The sequence below is a fragment of the Desertivibrio insolitus genome (genome assembly GCF_017355965.1).
Classification (GTDB): Bacteria; Actinomycetota; Actinomycetes; order Actinomycetales; family Microbacteriaceae; genus JAFIQW01.
The window spans coordinates 353,589-372,426 of record NZ_JAFIQW010000002.1; the positions used below are offsets into that span (position 1 = coordinate 353,589).

Consider the following 18,838-nt stretch of genomic DNA (forward strand, 5'->3'; position numbering starts at 1 on the left):
TGCGGGGCATGTCCCGTGCGCCCTCCGTAGCCGTGATCGACGACCACGAGACGGTCCGACTCGGTCTGAAGATGGCCGCCATCGACGCCGGGTACGACTTCGTGCTCGCCGCCTCGAACCTCGACGAGTTCGAGCGCGAGCGCGGCGACCGCGAGATCGACGTGACCGTGCTCGACCTGTCGCTCGGCGACGGGTCGCAGGTCACGGACAACGTCAAGCGCGTGCAGGCCACGGGCTCGGCCGTGCTGGTGCACTCGATCGCCGACCGGGTCGCGCTGGTGCGCGAGGCGCTCGCCGCCGGCGCCGCGGGCGTCATCCCCAAGGCCTCCGCGACGAGTCAGGTCATGGCAGCCGTCGCGACGGTGGCGCAGGGCAACGTGCTCAACAACCTCGAGTGGGCCAGCGCGATCGACGCCGACCCCGAGTTCACCCGCGCCTCGCTCGGCCGCCGCGAGCAGGAGGTGCTTCACCTCTACGCCTCGGGCCTGCCGCTCAAGGCCGTCGCCGAGCAGCTCGGCATCGGCGTCTCGACCGCTCGCGAGTACCTCGACCGCGTGCGCGCCAAGTACATCGAGGTGGGCCGCCCCGCCCCGACGAAGGTGGAACTGCTGAGACGCGCGGTGGAGGACGGCATCCTGCCGCGCAGCAATGACGACCGCGTCTGAGGCACCGGTGGTCGCCCCGGCGGTCGCCTCCAGTGTTCCGCGCCTCGAGCGCGTCTTCTCCCGCATCTCCGCGGTGCTCGCGGTCGTGCTGGGCGTGCAGGCGTTCCCCGGCTACCTCGCGCAGGCGCCGTCGCTGCATCCGCTGTGGAGCTACGGCTTCAGCATCTCGATCGGCATCGGCGTCAGCGCGTTCGTCGTCGCCGTGCTGCTGCAGAAGGCGGTGCGGCTGACGGCCCTCGTGACCGCCGGTCTCTTCCTCGTGTCGCTCGTGACCTGGCCCCTCGCGCTCGTCGACCACGCCGCGCTCGCCGGCGAGCGTCCGGCGCCGTGGCTCTGGATCACCGTGGGCGCGGTGCTCGCGGTGCTCGCGGCCCCGCCCGTCGCGGCCGCCGTCTACGTCGTGCTGCTGCCGCCGGTCTTCGCGGTCGCCCGCATCGCGACCGGGGGCGGGATCGACGTGGTGCAGGGCGCGCTGCTCGATGCCGTGTACCTGCTCGTCGTCGACGTCGTGGTGCTCGTGCTCGTGCTCGTGCTGCGGGAGTCGGCGGCATCCGTCGACACCGCTCAGGCCCGCGCGCTCGAGCGGTACGAGGGCGCCGTTCGCCAGCACGCCCGCGAGGTGGAGCGCAGCCGCGTCGACGCGCTCGTGCACGACGAGGTGCTCGCGACCCTGCTCGCGGCCAGCCGTGCCCACACCGAGGAGGACCGCGCGCTCGCGGTGTCGATGGCGCGCTCGGCGATCAGCGAGCTCACCGCCGCCGAGACGAGCGACCCCGACGAGGCGAGCGCCGTGCCGCTCGCCGAACTCGCCGAGCGCCTCCGTGACGTCGCCGCGACCCTCACCGAGCCGGTGTCGGTGACCGCGACCGACATCGAGGGCGTCGAGCTGCCGCTGACCACCGCCGAGGCGATGTACTCCGCCGCCGTGCAGGCGCTCGTCAACAGCCAGCAGCACGCCGGACGGCACGTGCCCCGCTGGCTCACGGTCACCGGCACCGACGGAGGCGCCCTCGTCGAGGTGGGCGACCGCGGGCGCGGCTTCGACCTGAGGGGCATCCCGCCCGAGCGGCTCGGCGTGCGGGTGTCGATCATCGAGCGCGTCGCCGCCGCCGGCGGGCGCGCCGAGCTCGACTCGAGCCCCGAGCGCGGCACCGTCGTGAAGCTGAGGTGGCTGCCGTGAAGACCGTCTTCCGCACGACGATCCTGATGCTGCTCGCCGCGCTGTTCGCGGCGTACCACGTCGTGCTCGCACTGACGAGCCTCAACCGCGTAGCCGATACGCGCTTCGTCGTCGTCGCGCTCGCGCTCTACGTGGCCGCGATGGCGGCGAGCCTCTCCGGCACGAAGCGGCTGCGGCTCGAACTCGTCGTCGCCCTGTTCAACCTCGCCGTCGCGATCGCCGTGCCCCTCCTCGTCACGAGCCAGCTCGACCCCGCGGATGCCACGAACGGCGCGTACTCCACCTGGTACGTCGGCGCGATCGGCATGCTCCTCGCCGTCACGGCCGCCCGCTCGCGGGTGCCGTACGCGTGGATGGGCATGGCGTTCCTCATCTTCCACATCGTCGTGTGGGCGGGACCCGCCGCCCTCGTGCCCATCGGCATCACCGGCGCCCTCGCCTGGACCGCCGCGGCCACCGCGATCTCCCGCGCCCTCGAGAACGCCCGCCGGGAGCGCATCACCTACGCCACCGCCGAGCGCGGCGCCGCGCAGTGGAAGGCCGCGCAGGACGCGCGCCTCGTCGAGCGCCGTGACCGCCTCCAGCAGACCAGCGGCCGCACCCTGCCGATGCTCTACCGCATCGTCGACAGCGCGGGCCGCCTCACGAGCCGCGAGCGCGACGAGTGCCGCTACCTCGAGCAGGCCATGCGCGACGAGATCCGCGGCCGGATGCTGCTCAACGACGCCGTCCGCGACGTCGTCATGGACCAGCGCCGTGCCGGCTCCACCGTGACCCTCCTCGACGAGGGCGGCCTCGACGAGCTGCCGACCCCGCAGCTCGAGCGCGTGCGCGATGCGCTTGCGGAGTCGCTCCGGCCGCTCAGCCCGGGCAAGATCGTGATCCGCACCGCGGGCGAGCGCTCGCCCCACGCCGTCACGGTGGTCGCGCTCGAGCAGAAGGACGAGTCCGCCTCGCTCCTCGGCGACGACGACTCGGATGACTCGGTGCAGGCCTTCATCCAGATCCCGCGCGACCCGCAGACCGCGGCCTCCGTCGGCAGCAAGTAGCGGCAGGCGCGCCGCCGCGACCGTCTCGTCCTGACGCGCAATGCGCGCCTCCTGGCGAGATGCGCACCTAGAACTGCGCACGCCGACAACAGGTGCGCATCCGACGCAGCCGGCCCGACGGCGCCGGGGCCGGCGCGCGCGGAGCGCCGTTAACGGAAAGAGGGCCGGAGCGATGCTCCGGCCCTCAGAACCCCGGGTCGAGGAGGTAACCCGAATACCTCCTTGACCCGCCCCCGAGACGCGCCCGCTTACCCTAGTCGGCGACGTCTGGTGGTGTTACTCCGAGAGAGACACCTAGCACTGTCTTTCTTGCAGTGACTCAACGATAAACCAGCCCTCGCGTCTTTGGGAAGAGATCGGGGGACAATTTTTCCGCCGATTCCGCCGCTTCCCTGCGATCACGGGGGCCAGGCGAAGGGTCGCCCCAGCAACTGGGGTACAAATGAGGACACGAGGAAAAGTCGCGAGGGACAGGCCTCTTGCGCCGCAAAACCGCGCTGACGCGACGGAATCAGTGCAGCAGGAGCAGGAGTACGACGGATTCCGCAAAACACGCCGCGCGGAACTTCTGCTATCCGCCGAATCCGCGCCAAACCGTGTCACTCGAACTGGGGGTGCCCCGCAGGGCCCTCCGTGAGCGCTCCCATCCGTTGCGCGCGGGCCCGGATTCGCGGCGCTGCAGAGCGTCGTGCTCCTCCGCGAGCGCCTGCACCACGGCCGTGACCGCCGCCATCTCCTCCTCGGTGGGGGAGCCGGCGACGACCTCGATCGAGGCGGCGTCGAGGGGCTGCTCGCTCACAGCGGGATGTTCCCGTGCTTCTTCGGCGGCAGGCTCGCGCGCTTGGTCTTCAGAGCGCGGAGCGCCCTGATGACGGCGACGCGCGTCGCGGCCGGCTCGATCACGTTGTCGAGCTCGCCGCGCTCGGCGGCGAGGAACGGGCTCGCCACGTTGTAGGTGTACTCGTTCGCGAGCTTCGTGCGCACGGCGGCGACGTCCTCGCCGGCCTCCTCCGCGCGGCGCAGCTCGGAGCGGTACAGGATGTTCACCGCGCCCTGGCCGCCCATGACGGCGATCTCGGCGGTCGGCCATGCGAGGTTGATGTCGGCGCCGAGCTGCTTCGAGCCCATGACGATGTACGCGCCGCCGTACGCCTTGCGCGTGATGACGGTGACGAGCGGCACTGTCGCCTCGGCGTACGCGTAGAGCAGCTTCGCGCCACGGCGGATGACGCCGGTCCACTCCTGATCGGTGCCGGGCAGGTAGCCGGGCACGTCGACGAGCGTGAGGATCGGGATCGAGAACGCGTCGCAGAAGCGAACGAAGCGCGCGGCCTTCTCGCCGGCCTCGATGTTGAGCGTGCCGGCCATCTGCGAGGGCTGGTTCGCGATGATGCCGACCGAGCGGCCCTCGACGCGACCGAAGCCGACGACGATGTTGGGCGCGAACAGGGGCTGCACCTCGAGGAACTCGCCGCCGTCGACGATGTGCTCGATCACCGTGTGCACGTCGTACGGCTGGTTGGGGGAGTCGGGGATCAGCGTGTTGAGCTTGCGGTCGGCATCCGTCACCTCGAGCTCCACCTCGCTGGCGTACTCGGGCACGTCGGCGAGGTTGTTGTCGGGCAGGAAGCCGAGCAGGGTGCGCGCGTAGTCGAGGGCGTCGTCCTCGTCGCTCGCGAGGTAGTGCGAGACACCGCTCGTGCGGTTGTGCGTCAGTGCGCCGCCGAGCTCCTCGAAGCCGACGTCCTCACCGGTCACGGTCTTGATGACATCCGGGCCCGTGACGAACATGTGGCTCGACTTGTCGACCATGATCACGAAGTCGGTGAGCGCGGGGGAGTAGACGGCGCCACCCGCGGCCGGGCCCATGATGATCGAGATCTGGGGGATGACGCCCGAGGCGGCGGTGTTCAGGCGGAAGATCTCGCCGTACTTGCCGAGCGCGACGACGCCCTCCTGGATGCGCGCGCCGCCCGAGTCGAGCATGCCGATGATCGGCACGCCCGTCTTGAGCGCGAGCTCCATGACCTTGATGATCTTCTCGCCCGCGACCTCGCCGAGCGAGCCGCCGAAGATCGTGAAGTCCTGCGCGTAGACCGCGACCTGGCGGCCGTGAATCGTGCCGGTGCCCGTGACGACCGCGTCGCCGTAGGGTCGCTTCGCGTCCATGCCGAAGGCGTGCGTGCGGTGCCGCACGAACTCGTCGATCTCGACGAACGAGCCGTGGTCGAGCAGCTGTTCGATGCGCTCACGGGCGGTCTTCTTGCCCTTGGCATGCTGCTTCGCGATCGCGGCCTCGCCGCTCGCCGTCACGGCCTCGTGATAGCGGTCCTTGAAGTCGGCGATCTTGCCCGCCGTGGTCAGCATGTCGTGAGCGGGTGCCGCGGAGCCGGCCTTGTCGGATTCGGTCACGGCCTTCACCCTACCGGCGCCCTCCTGTCGCCCCCGGTTGTGGAATCCCTACAGGAATCCGCCGAGACTCCGCACCGGTTGTTCACCCGCGGTTCACAGGACCCTCTTCTTCCCTGCCTACCGTGCCGTCCACTCGGCCGCGACGATCGTGGCAGGAGCAGAACGAGGGGAGCACGGTGAACGACGCGCGCAGGTCAATCCCGGTCGCCTGGGTCGAGTCGCCGCTCCAGCTGCTCTCCGCCGTCGAGTGGGCCGCCGCGAGCGGATCTCCCCTCCGGATCGTGCCCCGGGCGACGCACCGCCAGATGACCGCGACCCGCGGTGAACTGCTCCGCCGCGGGCTGCCCGCCGGCGTCACGATCGACCCGCCGACCCGGCTCGTGCCCGCGGGGCTCCTGCTCGACAGCGAGCACTGGGTGCTCGGCGACGCGTTCTCGGGCGTGGTGCGCGCCGCGCTGACCACCGGCTTTCCGGACCGGGTCACGCTGCTCGACGACGGACGGATGTCGCTGCACCTCGCCCAGGTGCTCGCCTCGAGCACCCCGTACTCCCGCCCCGGCCACACCGAGAGCACGCTGCACGCCGTGCTCGGCAGCGCCGCGCGACGCGTGCTGCTGCGCCTCGCCCGCCGTGGCGACCTCGCGTTCTTCAGCGCGTTCCCGGTGGCGGATGCCGCGGGCGACCGCGTGCGCGCCGAGGGCAATGCGTTCGAATGGCTCCGCTCGACCGCGGCCGGCGCCGCTCCCAGTCATCCGCGGGTGCTCCTCGGCAGCGCCGCCGCCGTCGACGGCCGCATCGGCGAGGGCGAGTACGAGAAGTGGGTGCGGCGGCACGCCCGTCCGGGAACCCTGTTCGTGCCGCACCGGCGTGAGGACCAGGAGCGTGCCGCCGCGCTCGCGCAGGAGACCGGGATGGACCTCGACCGCTCCGACCTGCCGGTCGAACTCGCGCTCTCGGGTCATCCGGGGCCCGTCGAGATCGTGAGCCTGCCCTCGAGCGCGCTCACCACGCTCGAGCTCGTGCTCGCCGACGCCCGGCGTCGATTCATCGTCGAGGAGGTGGCGCGATGAGCGTCGTCGCGATCATCCCCGCGCGGGGCGGCTCCAAGGGCGTGCCGGGCAAGAACCTGCGGCCGGTGGGCGGCGTGCCGCTGATCGTCCGCGCCGTGACATCCGCCCGGTCCGCCGCGTCGATCGACCGCGTCGTCGTCTCCACCGACGACACCGACATCGCGATGCTCGCCCGCGCGGCCGGAGCCGAGGTCGTCGCGCGGCCGGCCGAGCTCTCGGGCGACACCGCCTCGAGCGAGTCGGCGCTGCTGCACGCGCTCGACACCCTCGGCGAGGAGCCCGAGGTCACCGTGTTCCTGCAGGCCACCTCGCCGTTCATCGACCCCGCCGACCTCGACGCCGCCGTCGGGCGCGTGCTGACGGGGGAGAACGACGTCGTGTTCGCCGCGTTCGAGACCTACGCCTTCCTGTGGCGGGTCGGCGAGGGCGGCGCCGAGGGCGTCAACCACGACCGGCGCACCCGCCCCCGCCGGCAGGACCGCGAGCCGTCGTTCCAGGAGACCGGCGCCTTCTACGTGCTCCGCACCGCGGGCTTCCGCGCCGCGGGCCACCGCTTCTTCGGCCGCGTCGGCGTCGCGCTCACCGACGAGCGCCGCGCCCTCGAGGTCGACACCCTCGAGCAGCTCGAGCTCGCCCAGGCCGTCGCCCGCGTGCTCGACGCCCGAGCCCCCGAACGTCCCACCCCCGAGCGGCCCGACGCGGCCGCCCGGCCCCTTCCCACCGAGAGGACCACAGCATGAACGTCAGCATCGGAGCCCGCACCGTCGGCGCGGGGCACCCCGCCTACGTCATCGCCGAGATCGGGCTCAACCACAACGGCAGCGTCGACGTCGCCAAGCAGCTGATCGACGTCGCGGCCGACGCCGGCGCCCAGGCCGTGAAGTTCCAGAAGCGCACGCCCGCGATCTCGACGCCCGAGCACATGAAGGGCGTGCTCCGCGAGACCCCGTGGGGCACGATGACCTACCTCGACTACCGCTACCGCGTCGAGTTCGACCGCGACGAGTACATCGAGATCGGCGACCACGCGACGCTCCGCGGCCTCGACTGGTTCGCCTCGCCGTGGGACGAGCCGAGCGTCGACTTCCTCGAGGACCTCAACGTCGTCGCGCACAAGGTCGCCTCCGCGTCGCTCACCGACCTCGGGCTGCTCCTCCGCCTCGCCGAGACCGGCAAGCCGATCATCCTCTCGACGGGCATGTCGACGCTCGAGCAGATCGACCGCGCGATCGACGTGCTCGGCACCGAGCGCCTCATCCTGCTGCACGCCACGTCGACCTACCCGCTGCCGCCCGCCGAGGCGAACCTGCGGATGATCCCCACGCTCGCCGAGCGTTACCCCGGCGTGCCGATCGGTTACTCGGGGCACGAGACCGGACTCGAGATCTCCCTCGCCGCCGTCGCGCTCGGCGCGGTGGCGGTCGAGCGGCACATCACCCTCGACCGCACGATGTGGGGCTCCGACCACGGCGCCTCGCTCGAGCCGCGTCAGCTGACCGAGCTCGTGCGCGACATCCGCACGATCGAGGAGGCCATGGGCGACGGGGTCAAGCGCGTCTTCCCCGGCGAGCTCGCGCCGCTGGCGAAGCTGCGCCGCGTCGGGGCATGACCGGCACCGTCGCGCCGTCGCCGGCGGACGGACCCGCGGCGACCGTGCGACGGACGACCGCGATGGTCGTGGCGGACACTGACTCCTACGTCAAGTGGGGCGCCGCAGTGCTCGACGGGCTGCCGGGTGGCTGGACCGCGGACCTCGTCGTGCTGCTCTCGGAGAACGCGCCGAGCGAGGCGCAGCTCGCCACCGCGCTCGCCGGCACGAGCCGGGCGGGCCGCCGCGTGCGGATGCTGCGCCTGCCAGACCTCGTCGCCGTGGTCACGGAGCACACGCCCGACCTCGTGCTCGTCGCCACGCGCGGGCCCGTGGCCCGGGTGGTGCTGCACGCGCTCAGCCGGCTCGAACGGCGTCCCGTGCTCGTGAGCGGATTCCCGGGCATCAGCTGGCCCGCGACCCGTCAGGCGATCGACTACCGGGCGCAGGCCGACCTCGTGCTGCTGCACTCGCACCGCGAGGTCGAGTCGTTCTCGCAGATGGCGGAGGAGCGCGGCGTGGAGTTCCGCGCGGGGCTGTTGACCTTGCCGTTCCTCCGCACCGCGGCATCCGGGAGCTCGGAGGTGCGGAACGAGGTCGTCTTCGCCGTGCAGTCGATCGTGCCGAAGGCGCTCGAGGACCGCCGCGCGGTGCTCGACATGCTGGCGGAGTACGCGCAGCGGCATCCGCGGCACCGCGTCGTGCTCAAGGTGCGGGCGGTCGGCGGCGAGCGACAGACCCACGACGAGCCCCATCCGTACACCGAACTGCTCGTCGAGCGGGGCGAGTCGCCCGCCAACCTCGTCGTCGAGGGCGGACCGATGGCGGAGCACCTGCAGCGGGCCGTCGCGCTGGTGACCGTGAGCTCGACCGCGATCCTCGAGGCGCTGGCCGCGGGCGTGCCCGTGCACGCGATCGGCGACTTCGGCGTCACGAAGCGACTGATCAACCCCGTGTTCGAGCACAGCGGACTGATGGGCGACCGGCGGCGGCTGCTCGCCGGGGACTTCCGCCCCGTCGACCCGGAGTGGGCGCGGCTGAACTACCTGCACCCCTCGGAGGACAACGACTGGCACGAGCACCTCGAGGCGCTCGTCGAGCAGCGCCGTCGCGAGGGGCTGCCCCTGCGGCCGCGCGCGGTGCCCGCGCTCGGGGGAGCGCTTCGCCTCGCGTGGGAACGGCAGCGAGCCCTCGGACGCCACGGGTCAACCCCCCTGGGGATCGTCGCGCTCGCCGTCGGCTACCCCCTGTATCGTGCCGCGAAGCTCCGTCAGAGGATCTCGCGCCGGTTGCGGCGGGAGCGCCCCGACGAGCTCGCGGTCTGACCCCGGCACCGAACGGCCCACCGTCGTTCACCCGCCGTACACGCGGCCGGATCGCGTGGCTCGTAGGGTTCGAGATCACCCCTGGTTCGTGATCGCCCGGACTCCGGTGCGGCGCTGCGGAAGGAGCTCCATCGATGCTCACGGCAACCCACGACCTGCGCCGCGCGCGGGCCGTCGCCCCGCGACTCGTCCTGCTCGACGAAGCCGGCTCGACCAACACCGAACTCGTCTCCCGCGCCGCCGACGAGCCCCACTTCTCCGTGCTCGCGACGACCAACCAGACCGCCGGCCGCGGACGGCTCGGCCGTCAGTGGGTCGCGCCCGCCGGCGCCTCGCTCGCCGTCTCGGTGCTCGTCCGGCCCGGCGCCGAGTCGGGGGAGCCGTTCCCCGCCGAGAGCCTCGGCTGGCTGCCGCTCGCCGCGGGTGTTGCGATGCTGCGCGCGGTCGAGCCCCTGCTGCCCGCGCGGAACGTGCACCTCAAGTGGCCGAACGACGTGCTCGTCGAGGGCGAGGACGGCGTGGAGCGCAAGGTCAGCGGGATCCTCTCCGAACTGGCATCCGACGGCAGCGTCGTCATCGGCGCCGGGGTGAACCTCACGCTCACCCGCGACCAGCTGCCGACGCCCACCTCGACGTCGCTCGCCCTCGAGGGGGCGCACGCCGACAACCTGCTCGACCGGGTGCTCGGCGCCTACCTCGGCGAACTCCGGGAGCTGCTCAGCGTGCTCGAGCTCTCGGCCGACTCCGGCGAGCTGCGCGACGCGGTGGTCGGATGCTGCGGCACCGTCGGACGCGACGTCTACGTCGACCTCCCCGACGGCACGCGCACCCACGGCCGGGCGGTGGACGTCGACCGGCAGGGCCGCCTCGTGCTCATGACCACGGATGGCTCGCGACTCGAGGTGTCGGCCGGGGACGTGACGCACCTGCGGTATGAATGACGCATGGCGGGGCAGGAGGGTGACGGCGAGCGCGTCATCGCCCGTCTCCGCCGCCACGGCCGGGCCCTCGTCTGGCCGACGGTCGCGCTCGCCGCGATCGCCTTCGTGCTCGCGTACTTCGGCGGGCGGCTGCCCGAGGAGTGGCAGAACGTCGCCCTGCTGATAGCCGCGGCCGTGCTCGCGATCGCGCTGTTCGTCATCCCGCTGCTGCGCTGGCTGAGCCTCAGCTACACGATCACGACGCGGCGCCTCATCCTGCGCCGCGGACTGCTCGTGCGCGTGCGCCAGGAACTCCTGCACAGCCGCGGCTACGACCTCACCGTGCGCAAGTCCGCGCTGCAGTCGATGTTCGGCAGCGGCGACCTGCTCATCAACACCGGGCTCGAGCATCCCGTCGTGCTCGAGGACGTGCCGAAGGCCGATCTCGTCCAGGACGCCCTGCACGACCTGATGGAGTCGAACATGAACCCCGTCGCTTTCCGGCGCCAGCAGAGCTCGGCGGCCGGCGAGACGGTGCGATTCGAGACGGACGAGCTGCCCTAGGCCGCCCGCCCCCACTGTTCACCTGCCCGACGACACCGTGTCGTGTCGTCGCCACCGGAACCGCGTCCCCCGCTTCCTACGCTGCCCGCGTGAAGATCTCGGTCATCGGCTGCGGGTACCTCGGCGCCGTGCACGCGGCCGCGATGGCCGACCTCGGTCACGACGTGATCGGCATCGACGTCGACGCCGCCCGCGTCGAGGTGCTCGCCGCCGGGCATCCGCCGTTCTACGAGCCCGGTCTGCCCGCGCTGCTCGCCCGCGCCGGGGCATCCGGCCGCCTGCGCTTCTCGACCGACATCGCGGATGCCGCGGGCGCGAGCGTGCACTTCGTCGCCGTCGGCACACCGCAGCGCTCCGACGGCAACGGGGCCGACCTGACCTTCCTGAACGCCGCCGTCGACGCGCTGCTTCCGCACCTCGCCCCGGGCGATCTTGTCGTCGGCAAGTCAACGGTGCCGGTGGGAACCGCGGCCGACCTGCTGCCGCGCATCGCCACGACGGGCGCATCGCTCGCCTGGAACCCCGAGTTCCTGCGCGAGGGCCACGCCATCGCCGACACGCTCATCCCCGACCGGATCGTCTACGGGCTCGTTCGGCCGGCCGACGAGACGCTGCTCGACGAGGTCTACGCGGGCGCGCTCGCCGCCGACGTGCCGAAGATCGTGACCGACCTCGCCACCGCCGAGCTCGTCAAGGTCGCCGCCAACGCGTTCCTCGCCACCAAGATCTCGTTCATCAACGCGATGGCCGAGGTCGCCGAGGCGACCGGGGCGGATGTCACGCAGCTCGCCGACGCGCTCGGCCACGACGAGCGCATCGGCCGCCGCTTCCTCGGCGCGGGCCTCGGCTTCGGCGGGGGCTGCCTGCCGAAGGACATCCGGGCGTTCATGGCGCGGGCCGACGAGCTCGGCGTCGACCAGGCGCTCGGCTTCCTCGGCGAGGTCGACGCGATCAACAACCGGCGGCGCGACCGGCTCGTCGACGTCGTGCTCGAGGAGTTCGGCGGCTCCGTCGCCGGGCGGCGGATCGCCGTGCTCGGCCTCGCCTTCAAGCCGGACTCCGACGACGTGCGCGACTCGCCCGCGCTCGACGTGGCCGTCCGCCTCGCGGGACTCGGGGCGGAGGTCACCGCGACCGACCCGCAGGCCGTGCAGACGTCGCTGCGTCGGCATCCGCAGCTCCGCTACGCCACCTGCGTCGGCGCTGCGGTGACGGATGCCGAGGCCGTGCTCGTCCTCACCGAGTGGCGCGAGTACCGCGAGCTCGACCCCGCCGCGGTCGGCATGCTCGCCTCGTCGAAGCTCGTCGTCGACGGGCGCAACTGCCTCGACCGCGACGAGTGGGTCGCGGCGGGGTGGCGGTACCGGGCGCTCGGGCGGCCGGCGGCGGGGCCGGCGCGGGTCGCGGCGCCTGCGCTCGTCGAGGCCTAGTCGATCGCGGCGACGATCCTCGGTCCGAGGTACTCCGCCAGCAGCTGCTGCCCCGCGGTCGTCGGGTGCACGCCGTCGGGCAGGATCAGCGCCGAGGTGTCCTCGAGCGTGAACACGGTGCGGGTGTCGATGAACGGGATGCCCCGATCCTCCGCGAGGTCGCGCAGCTCGACCGTCTGCTCGTCGACCAGCTGCGCCGACGAGCGACCGTCGGGCGTGAATCCGGTGACGAACGCCGGCGGCAGGAACGCGCTCAGCATGACGATGTCGGCGTCGGGCGCAGCATCCTGCAGCTCGTCGAGCAGGTCGGATGCCGCGACGCGCACGTCCTCCGCGGGGAAGGGGTAGTCGTTGGTGCCGCCCGCGACGACGATGACGTCGGGCTCGACCTCGGCCACCGCCGCGACCCGGGACGAGAAGTCGTCCTGGGGGGTGTGCGCGAGGTAGCCGGTGCCCGGCACGCTGAACTGCTCCATCCGCCAGCCGTGCTCCGCGCTCGCCGAGGCCGGCCAGATCTGCGAGTAGTCGATCTCGCCGAAGCCGGAGGTGATGCTGTCGCCGAGGAAGGCGACCGTCACCGGTTCGCCGGGTTCGACGGGCGTGACATCCGACACCTGCATCAGCTGGGTCTGCAGGACGACGCAGCCCGCGAGCGCGATCGACAGGAAGGCAGCGCTGAGCGCTGCGAGGAGTTTGACCAAGAGTCGGGTGCCCTTCGGGTGAGCTTCCGTTCGCCGGGTGCTGGCCGGCGCTTCGACGCTACCGGCGTCGCGCGGACGGCCGTCGCCGCAAACCCGCACGCTCTCCGCAGTCCTGGCGTCAGGAGGCCCGGCTGCAGCGGATACCCTCATGGGGTGACGTTCCGAATCGGCGTGATCGGCGGCGGACAGCTCGCCCGCATGATGATCCCCCCGGCGGTCGCCCTCGGCATAGAGCTGAAGGTCCTGGCCGAGACCGAGGGTTCGAGCGCGGCGCTCGCCGCGACCCAGGTGGGTGACTACACCGATCTCGACACCGTGCTGCGCTTCGCCGAGCAGGTCGACGTCGTGACCTTCGATCACGAGCACGTGCCGACCCCGATCCTCGAGGAGCTCGTCGCGCGCGGCATCCGCGTCTCGCCCGGCCCGCACGCCCTGCGCTTCGCGCAGGACAAGCTCGACATGCGTGCGCGCCTCGCCGAGCTCGGCGTGCCGATGCCCGACTGGGCGAAGGTCACCTCGCACGACGAGCTCGCCGCCTTCCTCGCCGATCACGGCGGTCGTGCCGTCGTCAAGACGCCGCGCGGCGGGTACGACGGCAAGGGCGTGCGCGTCGTGTCGGATGCCGCCGAGGCCGCGGACTGGCTCGAACGCGGACCGCTGCTCGCGGAGGAGCTCGTCGACTTCCAGCGGGAGCTCGCCCAACTCGTCGCGCGTCGCCCGAGCGGCGAGCTGCGGGCCTGGCCCGTCGTCGAGACGGTGCAGCAGAACGGCGTCTGCGTCGAGGTCATCGCCCCGGCGCCCGGCTCGACCGGCCGTGTCGAGGACCTCGCCGCCCGCATCGCGACGACGATCGCCGAGGGGCTCGACGTCACCGGCGTGCTCGCGGTGGAGCTCTTCGAGACGACGGATGCCCGGGTGCTCGTCAACGAGCTCGCGATGCGCCCGCACAACAGCGGGCACTGGTCGATCGACGGAGCCGTTACGAGCCAGTTCGAGCAGCACCTGCGGGCCGCCCTCGACCTGCCCCTCGGCGAGACCACTCCGCTCGCCGACGTCAGCGTCATGGTGAACATCCTCGGCGGGCCGTCGCACGGGCCGATGTCCGACCGTCTCGCGGGCGCCTTCGCCGACCAGCCCGGCGCGAAGATCCACCACTACGGCAAGGACCCGCGGCCCGGCCGTAAGGTCGGCCACGTGACCGCGGTCGGCAGCGAGCTCGACGACGTCGCCTTCCGGGCGCGCGCCGCCGCCGCCTTCTTCACGTTCTGACCCGTACCATTCTCGTCGTGCCGAACCCCGTCGTCTCGATCATCATGGGCTCCGACTCCGACTGGAGCGTCATGAGCGCGGCCGCAGACGCCCTCACCGAGTTCGGCATCGAGCACGAGGTCGAGGTCGTGTCGGCGCACCGCACGCCCCGCAAGATGGTCGACTTCGCCTCGGATGCCGCGGGCCGTGGCATCCGCGTCATCATCGCCGGCGCCGGGGGAGCGGCTCACCTGCCCGGCATGGTCGCGTCGCTCACGACGCTGCCCGTCATCGGGGTGCCGGTGCCGCTCGCCAAGCTCGACGGGCTCGACTCGCTGCTGTCGATCGTGCAGATGCCCTCGGGCGTGCCGGTCGCCACGGTCTCCATCGGCGGGGCCCGCAACGCGGGACTGCTCGCCGCCCGCATCCTCGGCTCGACGGATGACGCGATCGCGGCGCGCCTCGCGGAGTTCGCCCGCGGCCTCGAGGACCTCGTCGAGACCAAGAACGCGGAGCTCAAGTCGCGCCTGTGAGCACGATCCCGACTCCCGTCCGCAACCCGGACACGACGTCGCGTCCGCTGATGACGAAGCGGGCGTGGTGGCTTCTCGCGCTCAATCTGCTGCTGCCCGGGTCGGCGCAGGTCGTCGCGGGCAACCGCCGCCTCGGCCGGGTCGGCATCGTCGCGACGCTCGTGCTGTGGGGGCTCGCTCTGCTCGGCGTCCTGCTCTGGTTCGTGTGGCCGGTCGCGATCTTCACGGTCGCCACGAACGTCGTCGCGCTCACGGTGCTGCAGTGGGCTCTGCTCGCGTACGCCGTGCTGTGGGTCGTGCTGACGCTCAACACGCTCGTGCTCGTGCGGCTGGTGAAGGCGAACCCGCAGCGGCGGCTGCCGCTCGTCGCGTTCGCGCTCGTGCCGCTGCTCGTGCTGTCGGGCGGTGCGGCCTACGGCGCCTATCTCACCTCGGTGCAGCGCGGGCTGATCGGCGACGTCTTCGCCGGCGGGAACATGGCCTCCCCGGTCGACGGTCGCTACAACATCATGCTGCTCGGCGGCGACGCCGGTGCCGACCGCATCGGCCTGCGCCCCGACAGCATCTCCGTCGTGAGCATCGACGCTTCGACCGGGGCCGTGACCACGATCGGCATCCCGCGGAACCTCTACCGCGTGCCGTTCTCCGAGGGCTCCCCGCTCTGGGACGCCTACCCCAACGGCTACAACTGCGGCGACGAGTGCCTCATCAACGCGCTGTACACGTACGGCGAGGAGCACCCGGACATGTACCCGGAGGCGCTCTCCGCCGACTCGTCGCCGGGCATCGAGGCAATGCGTGACGCCGTCGAGGGCGTGACCGGCCTGACGGTGCAGTACTACACGATCGTCGACATGCAGGGCTTCGTCGAGCTGATCGACGCGCTCGGCGGCATCGACATCGAGTCGAAGGGCCGCTACCCGTTCGGCGGGCACTTGAACGAGGACGGCGAGCTCGAGGGCGTCGAGCGTTGGGTGGAGCCCGGCATGCAGCACATGGACGGCATCACCGCCCTCTGGTACGCCCGCGCCCGCTACGGCACGAACGATTACGACCGCATGGAGCGTCAGCGTCAGGTGCAGGCCGCGATCCTGCAGCAGTTCGACCCGTGGAACGTCATCACGAAGTTCGAGGGCATCGCCCACGCCGGCGCCCAGGTCGTCAGCACCGACATCCCTCAGGGCATGCTCGGGACGTTCGTCGACCTCGCGCTCAAGGCGAAGGGCAAGGAGTTCACCACCCTCGAGCTGACGCCGCCCGACAACGTGCCGGACGTCGTGCACCCGGACTTCGAGAGGATCCGGGAGCTGGTGGCGGAGGCGACGGCGACGGGCTAGCTGCGGTGGTCGCGCGTCGCTTCGTAAAGGTCGTCGAGCAGATCGCTCGAGCTCGCGAGGAGGAGATATCCCTCCGGAGTGATGAGGTGGGGACTCGTCATCCCTCCGTACGGTCCCTCCCCGAAGTACTCGACGCGGTGGCCGCGCGAATCCTCTGTCTCGTCGTAGCCGGCTTCTAGTAGCGCGGTGATGACGGAGTCGCTCTCCGCGGCGGATACGGTGCCGATCCCGTACCAGAAGGAGTAGTCCGTGAACTGCTCTCCCCACAGGCACAGGCGACTGTCCTCGCTCGTGAGCAGGACGGCATGCGGAACCCACTCGGCGGAGAGCCGCGTGACCTGCTCGTAAAGCGGCTCGAGGCCGTCCGCCGACCAGTGCTCGTAAACGGCGGAGGGGAGAAGGTGGTCACAGTCCGGAAGGCCGGCCGGCGTCACGTCGATCGGCGTGGGCTCAGGCAGGGCTGGCGCGGGGGAAGGCTTGGATGAGCGGCCTCCTGTCGCCCCCGCCGCCTTCCGAACGGTCGGCACGGCGTCCGTCTCCGCTGACGGCGAGGAGCTGACATGAGGGGAGGGGTTGGAAGCCGGAGCGGAGGCGCACGCGGAAAGCGACAGAACCACGGTGGTCAGCAGGAGGCCGTTGAAGCGACGCGAAGCCATGGCCGAAACGTAGCGCGGGAAAAGCCTCTGAGGGCGCCTTGGATGTATCGGGTATATAACGGATGCCGCGGCTCACGCGAGCGTCGTCGGTGTTTTCAGAAGATGCAGCACCCGGGCGATCTGCCGACGCGTGACCGGCACTTCGGCATACGAGAAAGCGGATTCAGGAGCGGGATGTCCGAGCGCGACGAGGGCGTCCCGGAGATCGCTCTCGAGGAAGGGCCCGTCAGGCTCGAAGCGTTCGCAACCGCGGAGCCCGCGGCTGGTGAGGTACCACCCGATCTCGCGACTGAAGGGATGGCTTGCGGGAACGTCGCCCGCCGGGTCCGCTTCCGGTGCCGATGATCCTGCCGTGGAGAAGGCGCGATACAGGAACGCTGCAGCGGCTTGACGCGAGACGACTTCGTCCGGACGGTAACTGCCATCCGGGTAGCCACGGGAGATGCCGACTTCCGAAGCCCAACGGATCGAATCATGGTCCGGGTCGGACTCGCGCACATCAGAGAACGCCGTCGGACGGTTCTCACGCAGCATCCGAACGGCTTCCTTCGAGTCGCCGTCGAAGACGATCTGACCCTTTCTGAGCAGGATCCCGCGCTGACAGAGCTCCGCCACCGTATCGAGGTCGTGACTGACCACCACCATCGTCTTGCCCTGCTCCTGCAGTTCGCGGATCTTTGCGAGGCACTTGCGCTGGAAGGGCTCGTCGCCCACCGACAGCACCTCGTCAACGAGCATGATGTCGAGCTTGGTGTGGATCGCGACGGCGAAGGCCAGACGGACGAACATGCCGGAGGAGTAGTGCTTGACCTCGGTGTCGATGAACTGCTCGATCTCGCTGAACGCGACGATCTCGTCGAACTTCTCGTCCACCTCGTCCTTGGACATGCCGAGGATCGCCGCGTTGAGATACACGTTCTCCCGGCCGCTGAGGTCCGGGTGGAAGCCCGCGCCCACCTCGATGAGACCTGCGACGCGCCCCCGGGTGAGCACCTGCCCGGCATCCGGCACCAGTACGCCCGAGATGAGCTTCAGCAGCGTCGATTTGCCGGAGCCGTTGAACCCCAGCAGAGCGACCGACTCGCCCTCGCGGATTTGAAAGTCGACACCGTGCAGAGCGTCGAAGGTCTCGGACACCTTCTTGCGCTTGATCAGCGCGATGAAGGTCTCTTTGAGCGAGTGCGTGTGACGGAGGTGGAAGCGCTTGTCGACACCGGACACGACGATGCGAGTGGTATCGGTGAGCTCAGAGGTCTTGGGCAAAGCGGCGCTCCAGCTTGCGGAAAACGAACTGGCCGAGCGCGAGCACCGCGAGGGAGATCGCGAGCGCGATGAGCCCGTTCATCCAGAGGTTCGGGGGGAGGGGCTGACCGCCGTCAGTGGTGGGGTACCAGAATCCCGCGTGGAAGAGCTCGACCGCGGCGGTCAGCGGATTCAGCAGGTAGAGCTCGAGCGCCCAGTCGGGGATCCGCCCCTGCACCATCGTCCATGTGTAGAGCACGGGCGAGGCCCAGGTCGCGACGAGCGTGATCAGTTCGACGAAGTTCTGCGAGTCGCGGAAGGACACGTTGGCCGACCCGAAGAGCATGCCCAGGCCGAGCGACAGCGTGATGACGATGAGCAGAGCCAGCAGGATGCCGAGCACCTGCAGGATGTTCGGTGTCCACCCGACGAAGAGACAGACGATGAGGGTGATGAGCGCCTGCGGCAGGAAGTTGACGAACGCGACCACGACGGATGCCACGGGGAAGAGTTCGCGCGGCAGGTAGATCTTCTTGATCAGGGCCCCGTTGTCGACGAGGGACTTGGTGCCGTTCGAAAACGCCTCGGTGAAGAAGTTGATGACGATGAGACCCGAGAACAGGTAGATCGGGTAGAACTCGTAGTTCTCGTTCAGCCGCAGGAAGACTCCGAGCGCGAGGAAGAAGACGAGGAACTGCGCGGTTGGCTTCACGTACGACCAGAGCCAGCCGAGCACGGAGCCGCGGTAGCGCACCCGCGTCTCCTTGCGCACGAGCAGAGCCAGGAGATAGCGCCGACGGAAGACGTCGACGAGTCCCGCGCCCTTGCCCGGGGTGCTGAACCCACGCGGCTGGGAAGGGGTGATGAGTTGGGTCACTCTCGTCCGTTCGGTAGAAGAACCGTCCGATTGTAACGGTG

The 18,838-nt window shown here is 70.9% G+C and carries 19 protein-coding genes and 1 pseudogene; 13 read left to right on the plus strand and 7 right to left on the minus strand.

What is annotated here, in order from left to right; genetic code table 11:
- Window positions 1-8 precede the first annotated feature (8 nt).
- From JUB10_RS05615 to JUB10_RS05625, 3 genes are read left to right on the plus strand one after another with little or no spacing between them, the layout of a single operon-like run.
- Window positions 9-665, plus strand: a complete 657-nt coding sequence (locus JUB10_RS05615; RefSeq protein ID WP_207454686.1) for a response regulator transcription factor — start codon at window positions 9-11, stop codon at window positions 663-665.
- Window positions 649-1,845 carry a sensor histidine kinase gene (locus JUB10_RS05620; RefSeq protein ID WP_207454687.1) on the plus strand — a complete coding sequence of 399 codons (1,197 nt, stop codon included), beginning with the start codon at window positions 649-651 and terminating at the stop codon, window positions 1,843-1,845. Before JUB10_RS05615 ends, JUB10_RS05620 begins: the two co-directional genes overlap by 17 nt.
- On the plus strand, window positions 1,842-2,894 hold the full coding sequence (locus JUB10_RS05625) for a hypothetical protein (RefSeq protein ID WP_307859106.1): 1,053 nt from the start codon (window positions 1,842-1,844) through the stop codon (window positions 2,892-2,894). The genes JUB10_RS05620 and JUB10_RS05625 overlap by 4 nt, the downstream gene beginning before the upstream one ends.
- 571 nt (window positions 2,895-3,465) lie before the next feature.
- Here the strand turns inward: JUB10_RS05625 and JUB10_RS05630 are convergent.
- Window positions 3,466-3,693, minus strand: a complete 228-nt coding sequence (locus tag JUB10_RS05630) for an acyl-CoA carboxylase subunit epsilon (RefSeq protein WP_307859107.1) — start codon at window positions 3,691-3,693, stop codon at window positions 3,466-3,468.
- Window positions 3,690-5,261 carry an acyl-CoA carboxylase subunit beta gene (locus tag JUB10_RS05635; protein WP_207454929.1) on the minus strand — a complete coding sequence of 524 codons (1,572 nt, stop codon included), beginning with the start codon at window positions 5,259-5,261 and terminating at the stop codon, window positions 3,690-3,692. The genes JUB10_RS05630 and JUB10_RS05635 overlap by 4 nt, the downstream gene beginning before the upstream one ends.
- Before the next feature lie 221 nt (window positions 5,262-5,482).
- Here JUB10_RS05635 and JUB10_RS05640 point away from each other — a divergent pair, with 221 nt between their 5' ends.
- The 7 genes from JUB10_RS05640 to JUB10_RS05670 all read left to right on the plus strand — a co-directional run bounded on the left by JUB10_RS05640 (window position 5,483) and on the right by JUB10_RS05670 (window position 12,203).
- The gene (locus tag JUB10_RS05640; RefSeq protein WP_207454688.1) at window positions 5,483-6,376 is read left to right on the plus strand and encodes a hypothetical protein; all 894 of its coding nucleotides are present in this window, start codon (window positions 5,483-5,485) and stop codon (window positions 6,374-6,376) included.
- Window positions 6,373-7,116, plus strand: a complete 744-nt coding sequence (locus tag JUB10_RS05645) for an acylneuraminate cytidylyltransferase family protein (protein WP_207454689.1) — start codon at window positions 6,373-6,375, stop codon at window positions 7,114-7,116. The genes JUB10_RS05640 and JUB10_RS05645 overlap by 4 nt, the downstream gene beginning before the upstream one ends.
- Window positions 7,113-7,985 (plus strand): N-acetylneuraminate synthase family protein, encoded by an 873-nt coding sequence (locus tag JUB10_RS05650; protein ID WP_207454690.1) that lies wholly within the window; start codon window positions 7,113-7,115, stop codon window positions 7,983-7,985. Before JUB10_RS05645 ends, JUB10_RS05650 begins: the two co-directional genes overlap by 4 nt.
- Window positions 7,982-9,289 carry a DUF6716 putative glycosyltransferase gene (locus JUB10_RS05655; RefSeq protein WP_207454691.1) on the plus strand — a complete coding sequence of 436 codons (1,308 nt, stop codon included), beginning with the start codon at window positions 7,982-7,984 and terminating at the stop codon, window positions 9,287-9,289. The genes JUB10_RS05650 and JUB10_RS05655 overlap by 4 nt, the downstream gene beginning before the upstream one ends.
- Window positions 9,290-9,423: 134 nt before the next feature.
- Window positions 9,424-10,230 (plus strand): biotin--[acetyl-CoA-carboxylase] ligase, encoded by an 807-nt coding sequence (locus JUB10_RS05660; RefSeq protein WP_207454692.1) that lies wholly within the window; start codon window positions 9,424-9,426, stop codon window positions 10,228-10,230.
- 3 nt (window positions 10,231-10,233) lie between these two features.
- Window positions 10,234-10,773 (plus strand): PH domain-containing protein, encoded by a 540-nt coding sequence (locus tag JUB10_RS05665; protein ID WP_242682168.1) that lies wholly within the window; start codon window positions 10,234-10,236, stop codon window positions 10,771-10,773.
- Between the two features lie 89 nt (window positions 10,774-10,862).
- Window positions 10,863-12,203: a UDP-glucose dehydrogenase family protein gene (locus JUB10_RS05670; RefSeq protein ID WP_207454693.1), complete on the plus strand. Its 1,341-nt coding sequence runs from the start codon at window positions 10,863-10,865 to the stop codon at window positions 12,201-12,203.
- On the opposite strand, the gene JUB10_RS05675 is transcribed toward JUB10_RS05670, so the two are convergent.
- A complete protein-coding gene (locus tag JUB10_RS05675; RefSeq protein ID WP_207454694.1) occupies window positions 12,200-12,904 on the minus strand; it encodes an SGNH/GDSL hydrolase family protein in 705 nt (234 codons plus the stop codon). The genes JUB10_RS05670 and JUB10_RS05675 overlap by 4 nt on opposite strands.
- 153 nt (window positions 12,905-13,057) lie before the next feature.
- Between JUB10_RS05675 and JUB10_RS05680 the strand changes: the two genes are divergently transcribed.
- The 3 genes from JUB10_RS05680 to JUB10_RS05690 are packed head-to-tail and all read left to right on the plus strand — an operon-like array spanning window position 13,058 to window position 16,022.
- Entirely contained in the window at window positions 13,058-14,173 is a 1,116-nt protein-coding gene (locus JUB10_RS05680; protein WP_207454695.1) for a 5-(carboxyamino)imidazole ribonucleotide synthase, read from the plus strand.
- A gap of 44 nt (window positions 14,174-14,217) precedes the next feature.
- Window positions 14,218-14,685, plus strand: coding sequence for a 5-(carboxyamino)imidazole ribonucleotide mutase (gene purE / locus JUB10_RS05685; RefSeq protein WP_207454931.1), 468 nt, complete (start codon window positions 14,218-14,220; stop codon window positions 14,683-14,685).
- On the plus strand, window positions 14,682-16,022 hold the full coding sequence (locus JUB10_RS05690) for an LCP family glycopolymer transferase (protein WP_307859108.1): 1,341 nt from the start codon (window positions 14,682-14,684) through the stop codon (window positions 16,020-16,022). The genes purE and JUB10_RS05690 overlap by 4 nt, the downstream gene beginning before the upstream one ends.
- Here JUB10_RS05690 and JUB10_RS05695 read toward each other — a convergent pair.
- The 4 genes and pseudogenes from JUB10_RS05695 to JUB10_RS05705 form a co-directional block, all read right to left on the minus strand.
- Window positions 16,019-16,678, minus strand: a complete 660-nt coding sequence (locus tag JUB10_RS05695; RefSeq protein WP_207454696.1) for a hypothetical protein — start codon at window positions 16,676-16,678, stop codon at window positions 16,019-16,021. The genes JUB10_RS05690 and JUB10_RS05695 overlap by 4 nt on opposite strands.
- A 72-nt stretch (window positions 16,679-16,750) precedes the next feature.
- Entirely contained in the window at window positions 16,751-17,212 is a 462-nt protein-coding gene (locus tag JUB10_RS14565) for an S-layer homology domain-containing protein (protein WP_242682243.1), read from the minus strand.
- A pseudogene (locus tag JUB10_RS14570) lies at window positions 17,198-17,941 on the minus strand (ABC transporter ATP-binding protein); the annotation flags it as partial. The pseudogene JUB10_RS14570 and the gene JUB10_RS14565, both read right to left, overlap by 15 nt.
- On the minus strand, window positions 17,925-18,797 hold the full coding sequence (locus tag JUB10_RS05705; protein ID WP_307859109.1) for an ABC transporter permease: 873 nt from the start codon (window positions 18,795-18,797) through the stop codon (window positions 17,925-17,927). The pseudogene JUB10_RS14570 and the gene JUB10_RS05705, both read right to left, overlap by 17 nt.
- Window positions 18,798-18,838 lie beyond the last annotated feature (41 nt).

What these genes read in the sequence shown, in the direction of transcription:
- purE (WP_207454931.1), top strand. Translation starts at nt 14,218, where the DNA reads ATGGGCTCCGACTCCGACTGGAGCGTCATGAGCGCGGCCGCAGACGCC.
- JUB10_RS05615 (WP_207454686.1), top strand. Translation starts at nt 9, where the DNA reads ATGTCCCGTGCGCCCTCCGTAGCCGTGATCGACGACCACGAGACGGTC.
- JUB10_RS05655 (WP_207454691.1), top strand. Translation starts at nt 7,982, where the DNA reads ATGACCGGCACCGTCGCGCCGTCGCCGGCGGACGGACCCGCGGCGACC.
- JUB10_RS05635 (WP_207454929.1), bottom strand. Translation starts at nt 5,261, where the DNA reads ATGCTGACCACGGCGGGCAAGATCGCCGACTTCAAGGACCGCTATCAC.
- JUB10_RS05695 (WP_207454696.1), bottom strand. Translation starts at nt 16,678, where the DNA reads ATGGCTTCGCGTCGCTTCAACGGCCTCCTGCTGACCACCGTGGTTCTG.
- JUB10_RS05660 (WP_207454692.1), top strand. Translation starts at nt 9,424, where the DNA reads ATGCTCACGGCAACCCACGACCTGCGCCGCGCGCGGGCCGTCGCCCCG.
- JUB10_RS14565 (WP_242682243.1), bottom strand. Translation starts at nt 17,212, where the DNA reads ATGCTGCGTGAGAACCGTCCGACGGCGTTCTCTGATGTGCGCGAGTCC.
- JUB10_RS05620 (WP_207454687.1), top strand. Translation starts at nt 649, where the DNA reads ATGACGACCGCGTCTGAGGCACCGGTGGTCGCCCCGGCGGTCGCCTCC.
- JUB10_RS05665 (WP_242682168.1), top strand. Translation starts at nt 10,234, where the DNA reads ATGGCGGGGCAGGAGGGTGACGGCGAGCGCGTCATCGCCCGTCTCCGC.
- JUB10_RS05650 (WP_207454690.1), top strand. Translation starts at nt 7,113, where the DNA reads ATGAACGTCAGCATCGGAGCCCGCACCGTCGGCGCGGGGCACCCCGCC.
- JUB10_RS05645 (WP_207454689.1), top strand. Translation starts at nt 6,373, where the DNA reads ATGAGCGTCGTCGCGATCATCCCCGCGCGGGGCGGCTCCAAGGGCGTG.